The sequence below is a fragment of the Bacillus sp. G16 genome, from assembly GCF_021282335.1.
Lineage (GTDB): Bacteria > Bacillota > Bacilli > Bacillales > Bacillaceae > Bacillus > Bacillus inaquosorum.
Map to the genome: position 1 here is coordinate 63,822 of NZ_JAJSOZ010000005.1, position 16,489 is coordinate 80,310.

Below are 16,489 nucleotides of genomic sequence, written 5' to 3' on the forward strand. Positions count from 1 at the left end.
TGAACAAATTTTGAATTACATTAGCAATCAATTATTAAGCGGACTAAACCCTGTTCAGCAGGAAGCTGTCAAAACAACGGACGGGCCTCTCTTGCTGATGGCGGGAGCAGGAAGCGGAAAGACGCGTGTCCTGACACACAGAATCGCTTATTTAATGGCGGAAAAGCATGTGGCGCCGTGGAATATTCTGGCGATCACATTTACAAATAAAGCGGCACGCGAAATGAAAGAACGTGTGGAAAGCATTCTTGGACCGGGTGCGGACGATATCTGGATTTCCACATTCCACAGCATGTGCGTGCGGATCTTGCGCAGAGATATCGACCGGATTGGGATCAACCGCAATTTCTCCATCCTTGATACGGCTGACCAGCTTTCAGTGATCAAGGGAATTTTGAAGGAGCGCAATCTTGATCCGAAGAAGTTTGACCCAAGAAGCATCCTCGGCACGATCAGCAGTGCGAAAAACGAATTGACCGAACCGGAGGAATTCTCTAAAGTTGCCGGCGGCTACTACGATCAGGTGGTCAGCGATGTGTATGTTGATTATCAGAAGAAGCTTTTAAAAAACCAGTCGCTCGATTTCGACGATTTAATTATGACAACGATTAAACTGTTTGACCGTGTGCCGGAAGTGCTTGAATTTTATCAGCGCAAATTCCAGTACATCCACGTCGATGAGTATCAGGATACGAACAGAGCCCAATACATGCTCGTGAAGCAGCTTGCGGAGCGCTTCCAGAACCTTTGCGTTGTCGGGGACTCTGACCAGTCGATCTACAGATGGCGCGGCGCGGACATCGCCAACATTCTTTCCTTTGAAAAAGATTATCCGAACGCAAGCGTGATTTTGCTCGAACAGAACTACCGTTCAACAAAACGGATTTTGCGCGCGGCTAACGAGGTCATCAAAAACAACTCAAACCGCAAACCGAAAAATTTGTGGACGGAAAACGATGAAGGCATCAAAATCTCCTATTACCGAGGAGATAATGAGTTCGGCGAAGGACAGTTTGTGGCCGGTAAAATTCATCAGCTTCACAGCTCAGGCAAGCGGAAGCTGTCGGATATCGCCATTTTGTACCGGACAAACGCGCAGTCGCGTGTGATTGAGGAAACGCTTCTCAAAGCAGGCTTGAACTATAACATTGTCGGCGGCACAAAGTTCTATGACAGAAAAGAAATTAAAGACATTCTCGCGTACCTGCGTCTTGTATCCAATCCGGATGACGATATCAGTTTCACGCGCATTGTCAATGTGCCGAAGCGCGGAGTCGGCGCGACATCACTTGAAAAGATCGCTTCGTATGCGGCGATGAACGGCTTGTCCTTTTTCCAAGCGATTCAGCAGGTCGATTTTATCGGTGTCAGCGCCAAGGCGGCCAACGCGCTCGACAGCTTCAGGCAGATGATTGAGAACCTGACCAATATGCAGGATTATTTATCCATTACAGAGCTGACAGAAGAAATTCTTGATAAAACGGAATACAGAGAAATGCTGAAGGCCGAGAAATCAATCGAAGCCCAAAGCCGTTTAGAAAACATCGACGAGTTCCTGTCTGTTACGAAAAACTTTGAACAGAAAAGTGAAGACAAGACACTTGTTGCGTTTTTGACAGATTTGGCGCTGATCGCAGACATCGATCAGCTTGATCAGAAAGAAGAGGAGTCCGGCGGCAAGGATGCAATTACCCTGATGACACTGCACGCCGCAAAAGGACTGGAGTTCCCGGTTGTTTTCTTGATGGGGCTTGAAGAAGGCGTCTTCCCGCACAGCCGTTCTCTCATGGAGGAAGCGGAAATGGAAGAAGAACGCCGCCTTGCTTACGTTGGGATTACAAGGGCGGAGCAGGAGCTTTATCTGACCAACGCTAAAATGCGCACCTTGTTTGGCCGAACAAATATGAACCCGGAATCTCGCTTTATTGCTGAAATACCGGATGATTTATTGGAAAACCTAAATGAGAAAAAAGAAACGAGAGCGCCGTCTGCGAGAAAAATGCAGCCGAGACGCGGCCCTGTTTCACGTCCGGTATCCTACGCCAGCAAAACAGGCGGCGACACCTTAAACTGGGCAGTCGGAGATAAGGCGGGCCATAAAAAATGGGGAACAGGAACTGTCGTCAGTGTGAAAGGCGAAGGAGAAGGAACGGAGCTCGATATTGCCTTCCCGAGCCCTGTCGGCGTGAAACGCCTGTTAGCAGCATTCGCTCCCATTGAAAAGCAGTAATTGAAGAGGAAAGGAAGAAGCAGATGGACAAAGAAACAGCGAAGCAGCGGGCAGACGAACTGCGCCGCACCATCAACAAGTATAGCTATGAATATTACACCTTAGATGAACCGAGCGTCCCTGATGCCGAATACGACAGATTGATGCAGGAGCTGATTTCGATCGAGGAGGAGCATCCAGACCTCAGAACGCCTGACTCTCCTACGCAGCGTGTCGGCGGAGCCGTGCTTGAAGCGTTTCAGAAAGTCACCCACGGCACGCCGATGCTCAGTTTGGGCAACGCCTTTAACGCAGATGATCTCCGTGATTTCGACCGCCGGGTTCGCCAGGCCGTCGGTGACGATGTGGCGTATAATGTGGAGCTGAAAATAGACGGTCTTGCTGTTTCTCTCCGTTATGAAGACGGCTATTTTGTCAGAGGGGCCACAAGGGGTGACGGAACGACGGGAGAGGATATTACGGAGAATCTGAAGACGATCCGCAATATTCCGCTCAAAATGAAACGTGATCTGTCAATCGAAGTGCGCGGCGAGGCGTATATGCCAAAGCGTTCGTTTGAAACGCTCAATGAGGAACGGATCAAAAACGAAGAAGAACCGTTCGCCAATCCGCGAAATGCCGCCGCGGGATCACTCAGACAGCTCGATCCGAAAATTGCAGCGAAACGAAATCTTGATATCTTCGTCTACAGTATAGCGGAGCTTGATGAGATGGGTGTGGAGACGCAAAGCCAGGGGCTTGATTTTCTCGACGAAATCGGATTTAAAACGAACCAGGAACGAAAAAAATGCGGCAGCATAGAAGAAGTCATTGCGCTGATCGATGAGTTTCAGGCTAAGCGCGCTGACCTTCCGTATGAAATTGACGGCATCGTGATTAAGGTAGATTCCCTTGATCAGCAGGAAGAGCTTGGTTTTACGGCGAAAAGCCCGCGCTGGGCCATCGCGTATAAATTTCCTGCTGAAGAGGTCGTGACAAAGCTTCTCGATATCGAATTAAATGTCGGCAGAACGGGTGTGATTACGCCGACTGCGATTCTTGAGCCGGTAAAAGTTGCCGGCACAACGGTCTCAAGAGCATCCCTTCATAACGAAGATTTAATTAAAGAGAAGGACATTCGGATATTGGATAAGGTCGTCGTCAAAAAAGCGGGCGATATCATTCCAGAAGTCGTAAATGTCCTCGTTGAACAGCGTACAGGAGAAGAAAAGGAATTCAGCATGCCGACGGAATGTCCTGAATGCGGAAGCGAACTCGTCCGTATCGAAGGAGAAGTGGCACTTCGCTGCATTAACCCGGAATGCCCGGCGCAAATCCGAGAAGGGCTGATCCATTTCGTTTCCCGCAATGCCATGAACATTGACGGGCTTGGCGAACGAGTGATCACACAGCTGTTTGGGGAGAACCTCGTCCGCAATGTCGCGGATTTGTATAAGCTGACGAAGGAACAGGTCATTCAGCTCGAACGCATGGGCGAAAAGTCCACAGAAAACCTGATCAGCTCCATCCAAAAATCAAAAGAAAATTCGTTAGAGCGCTTGCTATTCGGACTCGGCATCCGCTTTATCGGTTCAAAGGCTGCAAAGACGCTCGCCATGCATTTTGAAAGCCTGGAGAACCTGAAAAACGCCTCTAAAGAGGAACTTCTCGCGGTAGATGAGATCGGTGAAAAAATGGCTGACGCGGTCATCACCTATTTTCATAAAGAAGAAATGCTTGAACTCTTGAATGAACTTCAGGAGCTGGGCGTAAACACACTCTACAAAGGCCCGAAAAAAATAAAAGCAGAGGAGAGCGATTCTTACTTTGCCGGTAAAACAATTGTCCTGACAGGAAAGCTGGAACAACTGTCAAGAAACGATGCCAAAGCGCAAATCGAAGCGCTCGGCGGCAAGCTGACTGGCAGCGTCAGCAAAAACACAGACTTGGTCATCGCCGGAGAAGCGGCGGGAAGCAAGCTGACAAAAGCGCAAGAGCTGAACATTGAAGTATGGAATGAAGAACAGTTAATGGGAGAGCTAAAGAAATAAGAGGAGTGTTTTCTATTGAAAAAGACGTTGGTAATGGCGGCAACGGCGGCAGTATTAATGCTGTCTGCCTGCTCGTCAGGTTTTGGGGGGGAGAAGGAGGAAGAGATCACGCAAAAGACGGCGAAATCGTCAGAAAAAGCGATTGTCCCGAAATATAATATCTCTGACTCCTATTACAAAATGGTGCTGCCGTTTAAGGCGGGAAAAGCGCGCGGCTTGACGACGGAACAGTTGAATACAAGACTGGACATTGATGAGTTTGAAACAGGGCTGATGCGTCTTGCCCAAGATTCTTTCTCTACTGACGATTATCTGTTCCAAGAAGGGCAATATTTAGATGAAGATACAGTATTAAGCTGGCTGGCACGGAAAAAAACAGGTTCTGATCTGAAAAAAGCCCAAAAAGAAGATAAAAACTTCAAAAATGAAGGCTTGAACCCAGCGCTTCCGAGCTCCGGTTCAACAGAAGAAAAGAACGAAAGCAGCCCGGTTTATTTAGCGTCCATGCTGGAGCACGATTATTTAGTCAGAAAAGACAAGAATTCCATCCAGCTTGGCGGCGTGATGATCGGACTGGCGTTAAACTCCGTGTATTATTATCGTGAAAAAACAGGCGACCCTCAAAAAGAAGTGGAGATTAAAGAAAGCACGCTTCGCGAGCAGGGTGAAAAAATCGCACAAGAGGTCATTAACCGCCTCCGAAAAAAAGATAACCTGAAGAATGTGCCGATTACCGTCGCGCTCTACAAGCAGGCGTCAAAAACTTCGATTGTGCCGGGGAACTTCATCGCCAAAACAGAAGTCAAAGCAGGCTCCACGGATATCTCAAACTGGGATGACATAAACGAAAAATATGTATTCTATCCGGCGGATACAACCACAGCAGAAAAATACCCGGATGACACCGAGGTCTTTAAGCGGTTCAAAAACTCAATTGAAGAATATTTTCCGAACTACACAGGCGTTGTAGGGACTGCCCTGTATGAAAAAGATGAAATGACGAAAATGAAGATTGATATTCCAATGCAATTCTACGGAAAAAGTGAAGTTGTCGCGTTTACCCAGTTCTTAACGGGTGAAGTGATGGATTACTACTCCAAGAGCTCAGTTGATGTCGAAGTCAATATCACATCCTCAGACGGACAGGAAGCGGTCATTATCCGCAATGCGGGAGATAAAGAGCCGACTGTTCACATTTATGACTAATATTGGGTGACCCCTTGTGCCGCTGTGGCGCAGGGGTTTTTTGCGTTTTTTTGAAGGTTAAGTAGCATTGGAGAGGGTATTTATTTATGTTATGATGTTCTAAAAATAGAAAAGGGTTGAAATTATGAAAAATAAATCCTTTTATTTCATATGGGCGGGCCAGTCAATTGCCAATTTAGGAGATTCTTTATACGTGCTGGTACTGACCCTGTTTACGTATCAAGTCACAGACTCGGCCTTTTTGGCTTCGCTGGTAGCCATGATGCAGTTCGTGGGTCAGTCATTAAGCGCAGTATTTATACCGGTTTTTATTCATAAATACAGATTAAAACACATTTTGATTTTTTTACAGTTAACGCAAACCATTCTGTTATCTTTGTTGCTTCTCATATTTATGATAGATTTTAAATCTATTTTTATTTTTTTCTTTATTGTATTTTTAATGTCGCTGTTAGATGGAGGAACTATTCCGGTCAGAAATTCAATGATTCCCCGTTTTGTTCCAAAATCCATGTTGTTGAAAGCAAACAGCCTGGTGCTGACCTCTGATCAAATCGTGCTCCTGCTCGGATGGCTGCTCGGCGGTATTTTGATCAAATGGCTCGGGCCGCAATTGCTTCTATTGTTGACTTTTGCGCTTTATGGCACCTCTACAGTATCTTTATTTTTTGTCAAGGATGCGGGAAAAGGAGATGCCGAAAAGGAAGAAAACGAGTCCTTTATTGATAAAATTTCCTCCGGGTGGAAAGCAATTTATCAAATGCCTGTTATCAGAATGCTGACTGTTCTTGAGCTTTTATCCATGTTCGGCAGAAGTATTTGGACAGGAGCCATTATCCTTGTTTATGTCGATGAAGTGCTGCATCAAAACGAAACATGGTGGGGGTTTATTAATGCGAGCTATTTCGCCGGCACCATTACAGGCGGTTTAATCGTTTGGAAACTTTCAAAAATAATGAACGGAAAACTGTTCTCGATGATTTTATGGACATCACTTGCCATCGGGGCTTGCACACTATGCCTTGCGCTTAACAAGTATGCGTTGGCATCGCTGCTTTTTGTCTTTATTTTAGGACCTTCATTTCAGCTCCGGGGAATTGCGATCAGAACTTATGTGCAGGAGAACATAAACGAAACTTTGCTTCCGAAAATACTGTCGGCTCAGCATACAATAAGTACATTTGTATACGGAGCATCGATCTTAATTATGAGCAGCCTTACTGATTGGCTGGGTGTTCAATATGTATTTTTCTTGAATTTTATCATTTTTACCGTTTCAGCGCTTTTATCTTTAAAACTAAAAAATGAACAAATATAGACAATGTTTTATAAATATTTACAAATTATTTGTTGTGTGTTTAAATTGGTGATGTAAAATACTACTTGTAAAGAGGTGGATATGTTGAATGGTAACTTGAATTTATTTCCTCTTTCTCATCATCAAAAAAGGATATTAAATATCGAAAATTTATACCCAGAAACAGCTATTAATCATATTGGCGGCCTCATCCAAATCAATGGAAAACTTCATCTTGAGACGTTAAAAAAAGCCATTCAGCATTGTATCAGACAGACAGAGTCCCTCAGAATACGCCTCATGAAGCAGGAAGGATCAGTTCTTCAATACATAGACGAAAGAGCGCAGGCCCGTGTGCCATCAGTCGATTTTACTTCAGCAGACCATCCATATGAAAGAATGCTAGATTGGGCCGAACGGGAATTTAAAATACCTTTCTCTTTATATGATGGCGCGCTTGTTCAATTTTATGTTTTCCAAACAGATGAAGCAACCTGCGGGTATTTAATCAAATGCCATCATATTGTTGCTGACGGCTGGTCTATGAAAATCATCATTGATAAGATTAAGGATTTGTACATGCTTCTGGCAAATGGAAAACTGCCTGAAGAAGGCGGTGACGACTATTCGGTTCTCATAGAAAAAGAGAAAAAATACCTTTCTTCGCCACGATATCGAAAAGATGCCGCATTTTGGAAAGAGGAATTTTCTCATTTGCCGGACAGCTTCTTGTCAAAAAGTTCAGCGAACATTGCTGGAAAACGCAAACGATTTAAACTTGACCAAGAACATTCTGCTGCTGTTTATGAATTTATTCAAAAGCAAGGCTCTTCGTTAAACGCATTGTTTACCGCATCGCTGTTTTGGTATTTAAGCAAAGCAACGGGAGAGAATGATTTCATTATCGGCACGCCGGTACTAAACAGGTCTGGAAAGAAGGAAAAAAGCACGGCGGGGATGACTGTCAGTACGATGCCGTTCAGAAAGAAAACAGACCTGGACCAGCGTTTCTCAGACTTTTTACAAGAAGTCAATTCAGACTACCTGAAATACTTTCTCCACCAACGGTACCCCTATGACGAACTGATAAAGGAATTACAGCTGGCAAAACAGGGATACGATCAGCTCTTCCAAATGTATATCAATTCATACAACACCGATCTTGCTTCTGATATAGATGGATGCCATGTCGAATATGATGAATTATATAACGGATCACAGCCTTATTCCCTTCAAATTGCGGTTAAAGAATGGGACGAAGGCGGAGCAATCGAATTGCAGTTCGACTACAAGGTTGCGGATTACAGCGAAGCGGAAATTCAGCAATTGAAAGACCGTTTACTCCGCCTGATTTTATTGCTTATCGAGGATCCAGACATTCAATTCAGACATTTGTCTATATTAACTGAACAAGAAAAAAGGGACGAGATATTTAAGTGGAATCAGACGCAGGCCGACTATCCGAAAGAGCAGACAATCAATCAATTAATTCAAGCAACAGCCTTGCAGCATCCGTTTCGCACAGCGATAGAGGATGTCGAGAGACATGTTTCTTATCAAGAACTGGATGAACGCTCCAACCAAATTGCTCGCTGCCTTATACATAAAGGAATAAGCCGCGGTGATTTTGTTGCCGTGAGCATGAAACACTCACCGGAGTTGATTGCTGTTTTACTGGGCATTTTAAAAGCAGGCGGCGCTTATGTGCCGATCGACCCCGAGTATCCCGCGGAACGAATCAAGTATATTTTAGAAAATAGTGAAGCGGCGTTTTTTATTACAGACCCTCTTTTTAAAATAGACTGCCGTTTGCCAAGGCACGTAAAACAAATCAGTATTGACTGCACCATGTTTAATGATTTAGATACGGGACAGTTAGACATCAGGAACGATCCTTCCGACATCGCATATATGATTTACACTTCTGGATCAACAGGGCAGCCGAAAGGCGTGATGATCGAACATCAAAGCCTTGTGAACTACATTACATCAGCCTCTCAGAATTATACTTCTTCCCAAGAGGACAGCTTTGCGCTGTACTCATCCATAGCTTTTGATTTAACCGTTACATCCATTTACACCCCATTAGTGACAGGAAATAAGATTGTCATTTACAGACAAGAAGATATCCCGGAATTTATACTACATCAAATCGTAAAAGAAATGAAAACAGCTGTCATCAAGCTGACACCAGCGCATTTAGCGTTGCTGAAAGATGCAAACTTAAAAGATTCCTCTATAAAAAGAATGATCGTTGGCGGAGAGCAGCTGTCTGTTTCTTTAGCACGCCAAATAACAGAAGCATCGGATCACCGCATCGAGATCTTTAATGAATACGGGCCGACAGAAGCGACTGTTGGGTGTATGATCCACAAATATGACCGAGAACAGGATCAGCAAGCTTCGGTTCCAATTGGGGTTCCGCTGCAGAATACAGAAATTTATTTATTAGATGAACAGCTGCAGCCTGTATTGCCGGGAACTCAAGGTGAAATGTATATTTCAGGCGATAATGTTGCCAGAGGATATTGGAAGCGTCCGGAATTGCAAACCGAGCGTTTTCTGGATAACCCTTTCGTGAAGGGCAGAAAAATGTATAAGACAGGCGATCTGGCGAAAAGAACGAATAATGGATTGCTTGAATATGCAGGGCGTAAAGACCATCAAATCAAATTGAAAGGCTACCGTATAGAACTGGGAGAAATTGAATTAGCCCTGCTTTCTCTCGAGGAAATAGAAGAAGCGGTTGTCATTGATTTTGATGATTCACTGGGCAGAAAGCAATTGGCGGCATATGTAGTGAGCTCTGCACCTACGCCAGTGCTGGAGCTAAGGAAAAAGCTTTCTGGCAAACTGCCCGTTTTTATGGTTCCGGCCTACTTTATCAAGATGGATCATATTCCGCTTACGCAAAATGGAAAAACAGATAAGAAAGCACTTCCTGATCCTTTACTGTATCAAGAACAGACAGATTACGGATTGTTAAATGAAGAGCAGAAGGAAGCAGAGGCGGTTCTTTTGGAAACCGCGAAGGAGATACTCGGCCAGACTGATATTTGCCCAGAGGATCATTTTTATCAGCTTGGCGGAGATTCTATCAAAGCCATTCAATTCGTTTCGAAAATGAAAGAAAAAGGTCTTTTTATTAAGGCTCAGGATATTATGACTTATCCCGTATTTAGAGAACTTGTCAGTGCTGTGACTAGCAAACAATCGCCTGCAATTTCTCAACAACAAGCAGAAGGCAGAGTGATGGGCACGCCGATTACCCAATGGTTCTGGTCTTTGGATTTAAAGTGTGCTCATTTCTGGCATCAATCGGTTATGCTAACTGCTGAAAAAGAGGTTCACCTTGAAGATGTAAAGGCGGTTCTGTCTCTTTTAATCAATCATCACGACAGCTTGCGAATGAATGTAGAAAAAGAAACGAATACCTTGGTCTATCACAATACAAATATCGAACCTTATATCGAATACCATGATTTGTCTAATCTTTCCGAGGAAGAGCAAACCAAACAAATAGCGGTGATCGGGCAGGAAATGAGAGAAAGCACGGACTTATACAATGGAGTGCTTTTTAAAACCGGTGTGATCAAGGCAAACGAAAAAACGCATTTGTTATTTACAGCCCATCACCTGATCGCGGACGGTGTATCATGGCAAATCCTGATTGATGATTTTCTTGCTCTTTTACATTCAATAGATAAGAAGGAAGAGAAGAGACTGCCTTTAAAGACACATTCTTATCAGGAATTTTCAAATTCGCTCCATGAATTCGCTTATTCGCGTGAGGCGGAAGAAGAATGCAGCTATTGGGATGAAAAAGTGAAAAAGATTGAGCCGATCTATGGGCTTTGTCCGGAAAATTCCAAGGTTGAAAATAGTATAAAACTGAAACGGTCTTTGAGCAGCCAGATGACTCAAAAACTGCTCAGTGAAGCAAATGAGGCGTATCAAACCCAAACAAATGATTTGCTTATCACTGCGTTAATCCGGGCTTGCCATCATTGCACAGGCAAAGAGGTTATTTCTTTGGAATTGGAAGGTCACGGAAGAGAGCCATTAAAGGAAGACTTAGATTTTTCAAGAACGTTCGGGTGGTTTACAGCAATGTATCCGGCCGTGTTTCAGGCAGAGGCTGATCTGCCGGCGCAAATCCGTTCAGTGAAAGAAAACCTGCGGAATATTCCCAATAAGGGTATTGGCTACGGCGCTCTCACCTATTTGAGTAAACGAATGCCGGATCACAGGAAGCCTGAGCTGCGCTTTAATTATCTGGGAGAAGTTGACCGTTTTTTAGCAGACAAATCAGAATACCGCATGACTTATTTAAATTCAGGCGCCGAGTCATCACCTGAAAATGATCTGACAGTCAGTCTTGATTTGACTGCGGGAATCTATGACGGACAGCTAACGTTGGATTTAATTTGCAGCGATCTTTATCAGACAGAGGATATGGAACAGCTTTTAGATGAATTTTTTGTACAGCTGAAGGAGCTGACTGAACATTGCTGTAAACAAGAGTCTGTCGAATTTACGCCATCAGATTTTGAAACCGCCTCATTATCTATTGAAGAATTGGATTCCTTGTTCAAATGATGAGAAACGCATGGCTGGTTTTATGTCTTTGTATCCTGTCAATTCAAATCTGGGGTGGCGGACAGGCAAGCGCTCAGACGCCAGTTGATAAGCGCATTGACGCTCTGATCGAAAAGCAGATGAAGGAAAGCGGAATACCGGGGATCTCAGTGACAGTGGTAAAAGGAAATGATGTGGTATACGAAAAGGGGTTTGGTTATGCCGGTGAAAGACATAGCCGCCCTGTAACCGCCTCGACATTGTTTGAGATGGGCTCAACCTCTAAAGCGTTTACTGCACTGGGTGTGCTTAAGCTTGTACGTTCGGGGGCAATCAATCTAAATGACCCTGTCAGCCGGTATATCAGCGGATTTTATGCAGTTTACAACGGAAAGAAAACAGATATCACCATTCAACAGCTGCTGCATCATACAAGCGGAATTCCTTTTTTATCGATAGCGGATATCAAAGTTGATTCAAAGGAAGATGCTTTGGAGAAAACGGCGAAGGGATTAAAGGGAGTTGAACTTAGTCATAAGCCGGGAAGCACATTTGAATATGCCACAATCAATTATGATGTGCTGGGATATATCATTGAACAGGCATCAGGCCAGCCGTACGAGCAATATATGGCTGAGCACGTTTTTAAGCAGTTAGATATGTCAAACACGTATGCTGGGCGGCACGCTGGTCATGCCGGCGATGTATCATCAGGTTTTAAAATTGGATTTTTAAAGGCCAGAGCCTATAAAGCGCCTGAGTATAGGGGGAACACGCCTGCCGGATATATTATCACGAACGCAGAGGATGTATCCAAATGGCTTCGATTTCAGCTGAATCAAAGTGACGGTGATATAAGCCGCTTGATTGAGCAGAGCCACCTGCCTGATAAAAGCGTAAAAACCGACGAGCCGGGCGTGTATTATGGTGCGGGATGGTCAATTTTTGAAAAAAAGGGCAGAGTCAGAGAAGTGTTCCATGCCGGCTCCAACCCCAACTTTTCTTCGTTTATTATCCTCAGCCCTGACGATAATGCGGCTGTAGGGGTTTTGGCTAATATGAACAGCGCGTATCCTGAGAAAATCGCTCGTTCTGTTTTACAGGTGATAACCGATCAAAGCGAAAAACAGGACGGTTCTGTCACTGATCCGTTCCAGGTCATTGATAAAGCTGCGGCTGCCATGCTGGTTTTATTCAGTTTATTGCTTATTGTTCTGCTGTGGAGAATTTATATTTTTCTAAAAGGCGTAAAATCGAAAAATGTTCCTGCTCAGCAGCGAACAAGAATAAAGGCACTGCTTTGGGTGATTTTGCTGGCAGCCGGAATAGTGGCGCCTAAGCTCATTTCAGTCTTCGCCTTTAATGGCTTGCCTTGGAGCATGATATTTATTTGGGGGCCCGGTTCTCTTCTTTATTTGGCGGCGATTTATTATGTGCTGCTCCTTGCCTCCTGTATATTCGGTTTAACCGCTTGTTTTTTCAATCACCGTGCCGCAAGAAGGAGTGAGACGCATGAAATGTGAAACATTCATCCCTGATATCCAGCCGTTTAACGACCTATTTTATCGCAGCTGTTTTTTTAACTGTTATTTTTCAGTGGTTCGCTCGTTTCAGCAAGAAATCTATCCTTATCTTTTAAATGACATATATTCGTATCAATTGGATGAAGACGGTTATCCAATGATTGATCGGACTGAAGTTTATGATCCTGAGTATGTCATGAATCAGCAGGGAATAAGCGCGGATAAGCAATCGGTGAGCAGCAGTCTCGTAGATGATGTGAAACGGGATGTTCTTAAAAATAAACCCGTCATCATTTGGTTGGATACATATGCACAGCCTTATAGACAGGAATATATGTCTAAGCATAACCGGAACAGCATACTGATTTATGGCTTTCATGACGTAGATCAGACTGTTCTTGCTATTGAAAACCGTTATCCCGATAACTTGTCATATGAAGCCAGACATATTTCATATCAGCATTTGGCCAAAGCCTATCAAGGCTTTCACAGTTATTTTCAGCCTCCTGCCGCTTTTCATTCTTATGCCTCCTTTTCTTATGATCCGGGCAGGGATCGCTCAGGGCAAAGCATTTTCAAGGATGCTGCTGCCTTCTTTGTTCATAACATCACCGAGCATGTAGATCGGATGTTATCCGGTTTGGCGTCCTTCAGCCGGTTTACTGAGCAATTTCACAGCATAAGAGACAGCGAAAAGCTCCTTCATTCATTTAATGGAATTTTAAATGTAAAAAAAACAGAGCAATACCGCCTCGCATTTCTTCCGGCGTTTGAACAGCTTGCCGCTGTGACGTCTGACATTATTGATGAGTGGGAAGCAGCGCGGCATCTTGCGGCTAAGCTTTATTTTTCGGGAGGATCTTCTTCTGGTTATGAAGACCGGATCAAAGATTCACTGAAAAAAGTGCTGGAACTTGAAGCAGCCCATATTGAATGCCTGAAGGATATTGGTAAAGAGGAGAGGGTCAAATGATCAAATTATTCTGTCTGCCGTATGCCGGGGGTTCGAGCACCATCTTCAGCGGGTGGAAAAGATTTCTTGATGTATCAGTTGAACTGGTGGCCTTAGAGCTTCCGGGACATGGAACGAGAATGTCTGAGCCATTGCTGAATTATGCAGGATCCGTGACGGAAGATCTTTTTGAGCAAGCAAAATCCCATTTGGGTGATTCGGATTATGCTATTTTTGGACACAGCATGGGATCGCTGCTTGCATACGAATTGCAAAAGAAATTAACCATGGAAAATAAACAGCCGATCCATATGTTTTTTTCCGGGCGTTTCCCGCCTCATATCCCGGAAAAGAAAGTGCTTCATCAGCTTTCAAATTCCGCTTTAAAACAAGCGATTATTGAGATGGGGGGTGTACCGGAAGAATTCAGCAAAAATGAGCAGGTGCTTGACTTTTTCCTTCCTATTTTAAGAGCTGACTTTGAGTTGCTGGAAACATACAGGAATACAGCTGTTGCTCCTTTATCGTGCGATATTTCGGTTTTTTACGGAAAACGTGATCTGCCGTCAGTGCTGTTTGATTTATCTGATTGGAATCAGTACACCGATCAGACATGCAGATTTTACGAATTTGAAGGAGATCATTTTTTCATTAATCAGAAGACAGAAGAAGTGACAGCTAAAATCAATCATATTTTGAATCAGACAGGAGTGGTATGAAATGGATTTCAGAACTGCCGGTGTTATCGGAGGAGGCGTCATGGGGGCCGATATGGCTCTTGATTTATCTGCGAATGGGTATCAAGTGATTTTGCTGGATATCAGTGATGAAAAACTGAAAGCCGCAGAGGAAAATATTAAAAAGACATTCAGGCTTGTTCAACTGATGCGGAAAGAAAAGTTCAGCATGTCACTTGAAGATGTGCTTGATAACATTCAATTCACGACTGAGCCGCACAATGTGGAGCCGGCTGATATCATCATTGAAAACGTAACAGAAGATTGGGAGATAAAAAGACAAGTGTATTTACAATTAAAAGATATCTGCCGAGAGGATACCATCTACCTTGTAAATACAAGCTGTATCTCAATTACGAAGGTCGGTTCACTGATGCATCGTCCGGAAAAGGTAATTGGAGCACATTTCATGAATCCTGTTCCTCTGAAAGAACTTGTAGAGGTGATTCGGGGCGATGCCACCTCTGATGAGACTGTCAATGCAACCGTCGAGTTTTTGAAATCTTTCGACAAAAATCCTGTCGTTGTTCATGATTTGCCTGGCTTTGTGTCAAATCGTGTGTTAATGCTGACCATTAATGAAAGCATTTGGACGGTTCAAGATCAAGTGGCGACACCAGCCAATGTGGATAAAATCTTCCGCGGCGGGTTTGGGCATAAAATGGGTCCGCTCGCGACTGCGGATTTAATTGGTCTTGATACGATCCTTAACTCCTTGCTGGTTCTATATGAAAGCTACAAAGATTCAAAATTCAGGCCATGTCCGCTGCTCGTGAAAATGGTAGACGCAGGAAAGCTAGGGAGAAAGTCAGGACAAGGATTCTTTCAATACAGTTAAAGGAGGAGCAGACCATTGAAAAAGGGAGTTAAGTGTGTTGTCTGGGATTTAGATCATACGCTATGGGATGGTATTCTGCTTGAATCTGATGATGTAAAGCTGAAGGACAATATCAAAGAAATTTTGACTGAGCTTGATGAACGCGGCATATTGCTGTCTGTCGCAAGCAGAAATGACGAAGCTGCTGTTATGGAAAAATTAAAGGAATTTGGAATTGACCATTTCTTTTTATATCCGGAAATCAGCTGGAATGCCAAATCGGTTTCTTTGGAAAAAATCAGCAAAAACCTCAATATCCATAAGGATACGCTTCTCTTTATTGACGACCAAGCGTTTGAAAGGGAAGAAGTGAAAAATGCCCATCCAGAGATTTCGTGCTGGGATGCCGTTCGGTATAAGGATCTAATCGTCGATCCTTTGCTGAAACCTGCATTTGTAACGGAGGATGCCAAAAGACGCCGGCAGATGTATCTGGAGGATGATCGCAGAAAAGAGGACGAAGAGCAGTTTGAAGGACCGTCCGAACAATTTCTTGCCACTCTGAATATGAAGTTTACGATCAGCCATGCGCAAGAAAGCGACTTGCAGCGGGCAGAAGAGCTTACGGTGCGTACAAACCAGCTGAATGCAAGCGGAAAAACATACGATTATCAGGAATTAAATTATTTCCGAAAGTCAGATTCTCATATGCTGCTAGTCTGCGAGCTTGAGGACAAGTACGGCTCTTATGGAAAGATCGGACTCTCTTTAATAGAAGAAAAGGGAGATGAATGGCATATTAATCTTCTTTTAATGTCATGCCGGGTTATGTCCCGCGGTGTCGGTACGATTTTACTGACAGCTATTTTAAATGAAGCGAAACAAAAAGGGAAAAAACTGTTTGCTGATTTTAAACAAACAGATCGGAACAGAGTCATGTATATCACATATAAATTTGCCAATTTCAAAGAACATACGAAGGGCCCGGACGGCTTCATTTTATTTGAAAATGACCTGAGCCGGATTCAGCCGTATCCTGCGTATGTCGAGGTCAAAACGGAATTCAGCCAATCACCTGTTGCGGGAAGCAGCAATTAATCTAAATAGCGGGGAGAGCAA

10 protein-coding genes are annotated in these 16,489 nt (G+C 43.9%); all 10 read left to right on the forward strand.

The window, feature by feature from the left end; translation table 11 throughout:
* Positions 1-10 precede the first annotated feature (10 nt).
* The 10 genes from pcrA to LWH95_RS07615 all read left to right on the forward strand — a co-directional run bounded on the left by pcrA (position 11) and on the right by LWH95_RS07615 (position 16,468).
* Positions 11-2,230 (forward strand): DNA helicase PcrA, encoded by a 2,220-nt coding sequence (gene pcrA, locus LWH95_RS07570; RefSeq protein ID WP_084990865.1) that lies wholly within the window; start codon positions 11-13, stop codon positions 2,228-2,230.
* A 23-nt stretch (positions 2,231-2,253) separates the two neighbouring features.
* On the forward strand, positions 2,254-4,260 hold the full coding sequence (ligA, locus tag LWH95_RS07575) for an NAD-dependent DNA ligase LigA (protein ID WP_232919259.1): 2,007 nt from the start codon (positions 2,254-2,256) through the stop codon (positions 4,258-4,260).
* A gap of 15 nt (positions 4,261-4,275) precedes the next feature.
* Complete coding sequence (locus LWH95_RS07580) at positions 4,276-5,466, forward strand: CamS family sex pheromone protein (RefSeq protein ID WP_003240132.1); 1,191 nt, start codon at positions 4,276-4,278, stop codon at positions 5,464-5,466.
* 124 nt (positions 5,467-5,590) lie between these two features.
* Complete coding sequence (locus tag LWH95_RS07585) at positions 5,591-6,784, forward strand: MFS transporter (protein ID WP_148983284.1); 1,194 nt, start codon at positions 5,591-5,593, stop codon at positions 6,782-6,784.
* A gap of 81 nt (positions 6,785-6,865) precedes the next feature.
* On the forward strand, positions 6,866-11,362 hold the full coding sequence (locus LWH95_RS07590; protein ID WP_232919260.1) for a non-ribosomal peptide synthetase: 4,497 nt from the start codon (positions 6,866-6,868) through the stop codon (positions 11,360-11,362).
* Positions 11,359-12,864, forward strand: a complete 1,506-nt coding sequence (locus LWH95_RS07595) for a serine hydrolase domain-containing protein (protein ID WP_133488843.1) — start codon at positions 11,359-11,361, stop codon at positions 12,862-12,864. Before LWH95_RS07590 ends, LWH95_RS07595 begins: the two co-directional genes overlap by 4 nt.
* Complete coding sequence (locus LWH95_RS07600; protein WP_133488845.1) at positions 12,854-13,837, forward strand: hypothetical protein; 984 nt, start codon at positions 12,854-12,856, stop codon at positions 13,835-13,837. Before LWH95_RS07595 ends, LWH95_RS07600 begins: the two co-directional genes overlap by 11 nt.
* Positions 13,834-14,535, forward strand: a complete 702-nt coding sequence (locus LWH95_RS07605) for a thioesterase II family protein (RefSeq protein ID WP_232919261.1) — start codon at positions 13,834-13,836, stop codon at positions 14,533-14,535. The genes LWH95_RS07600 and LWH95_RS07605 overlap by 4 nt, the downstream gene beginning before the upstream one ends.
* A gap of 1 nt (position 14,536) precedes the next feature.
* The gene (locus LWH95_RS07610) at positions 14,537-15,391 is read left to right on the forward strand and encodes a 3-hydroxyacyl-CoA dehydrogenase family protein (protein WP_084990855.1); all 855 of its coding nucleotides are present in this window, start codon (positions 14,537-14,539) and stop codon (positions 15,389-15,391) included.
* A 15-nt stretch (positions 15,392-15,406) separates the two neighbouring features.
* Positions 15,407-16,468, forward strand: coding sequence for an HAD-IIIC family phosphatase (locus LWH95_RS07615; RefSeq protein WP_019257686.1), 1,062 nt, complete (start codon positions 15,407-15,409; stop codon positions 16,466-16,468).
* Positions 16,469-16,489 lie beyond the last annotated feature (21 nt).

Excerpts from the sequence above, each read along its gene's own strand:
- LWH95_RS07600 (WP_133488845.1), top strand. The coding sequence starts at position 12,854 with ATGAAATGTGAAACATTCATCCCTGATATCCAGCCGTTTAACGACCTA.
- LWH95_RS07585 (WP_148983284.1), top strand. The coding sequence starts at position 5,591 with ATGAAAAATAAATCCTTTTATTTCATATGGGCGGGCCAGTCAATTGCC.
- LWH95_RS07610 (WP_084990855.1), top strand. The coding sequence starts at position 14,537 with ATGGATTTCAGAACTGCCGGTGTTATCGGAGGAGGCGTCATGGGGGCC.
- LWH95_RS07605 (WP_232919261.1), top strand. The coding sequence starts at position 13,834 with ATGATCAAATTATTCTGTCTGCCGTATGCCGGGGGTTCGAGCACCATC.
- LWH95_RS07595 (WP_133488843.1), top strand. The coding sequence starts at position 11,359 with ATGATGAGAAACGCATGGCTGGTTTTATGTCTTTGTATCCTGTCAATT.
- ligA (WP_232919259.1), top strand. The coding sequence starts at position 2,254 with ATGGACAAAGAAACAGCGAAGCAGCGGGCAGACGAACTGCGCCGCACC.
- LWH95_RS07590 (WP_232919260.1), top strand. The coding sequence starts at position 6,866 with ATGTTGAATGGTAACTTGAATTTATTTCCTCTTTCTCATCATCAAAAA.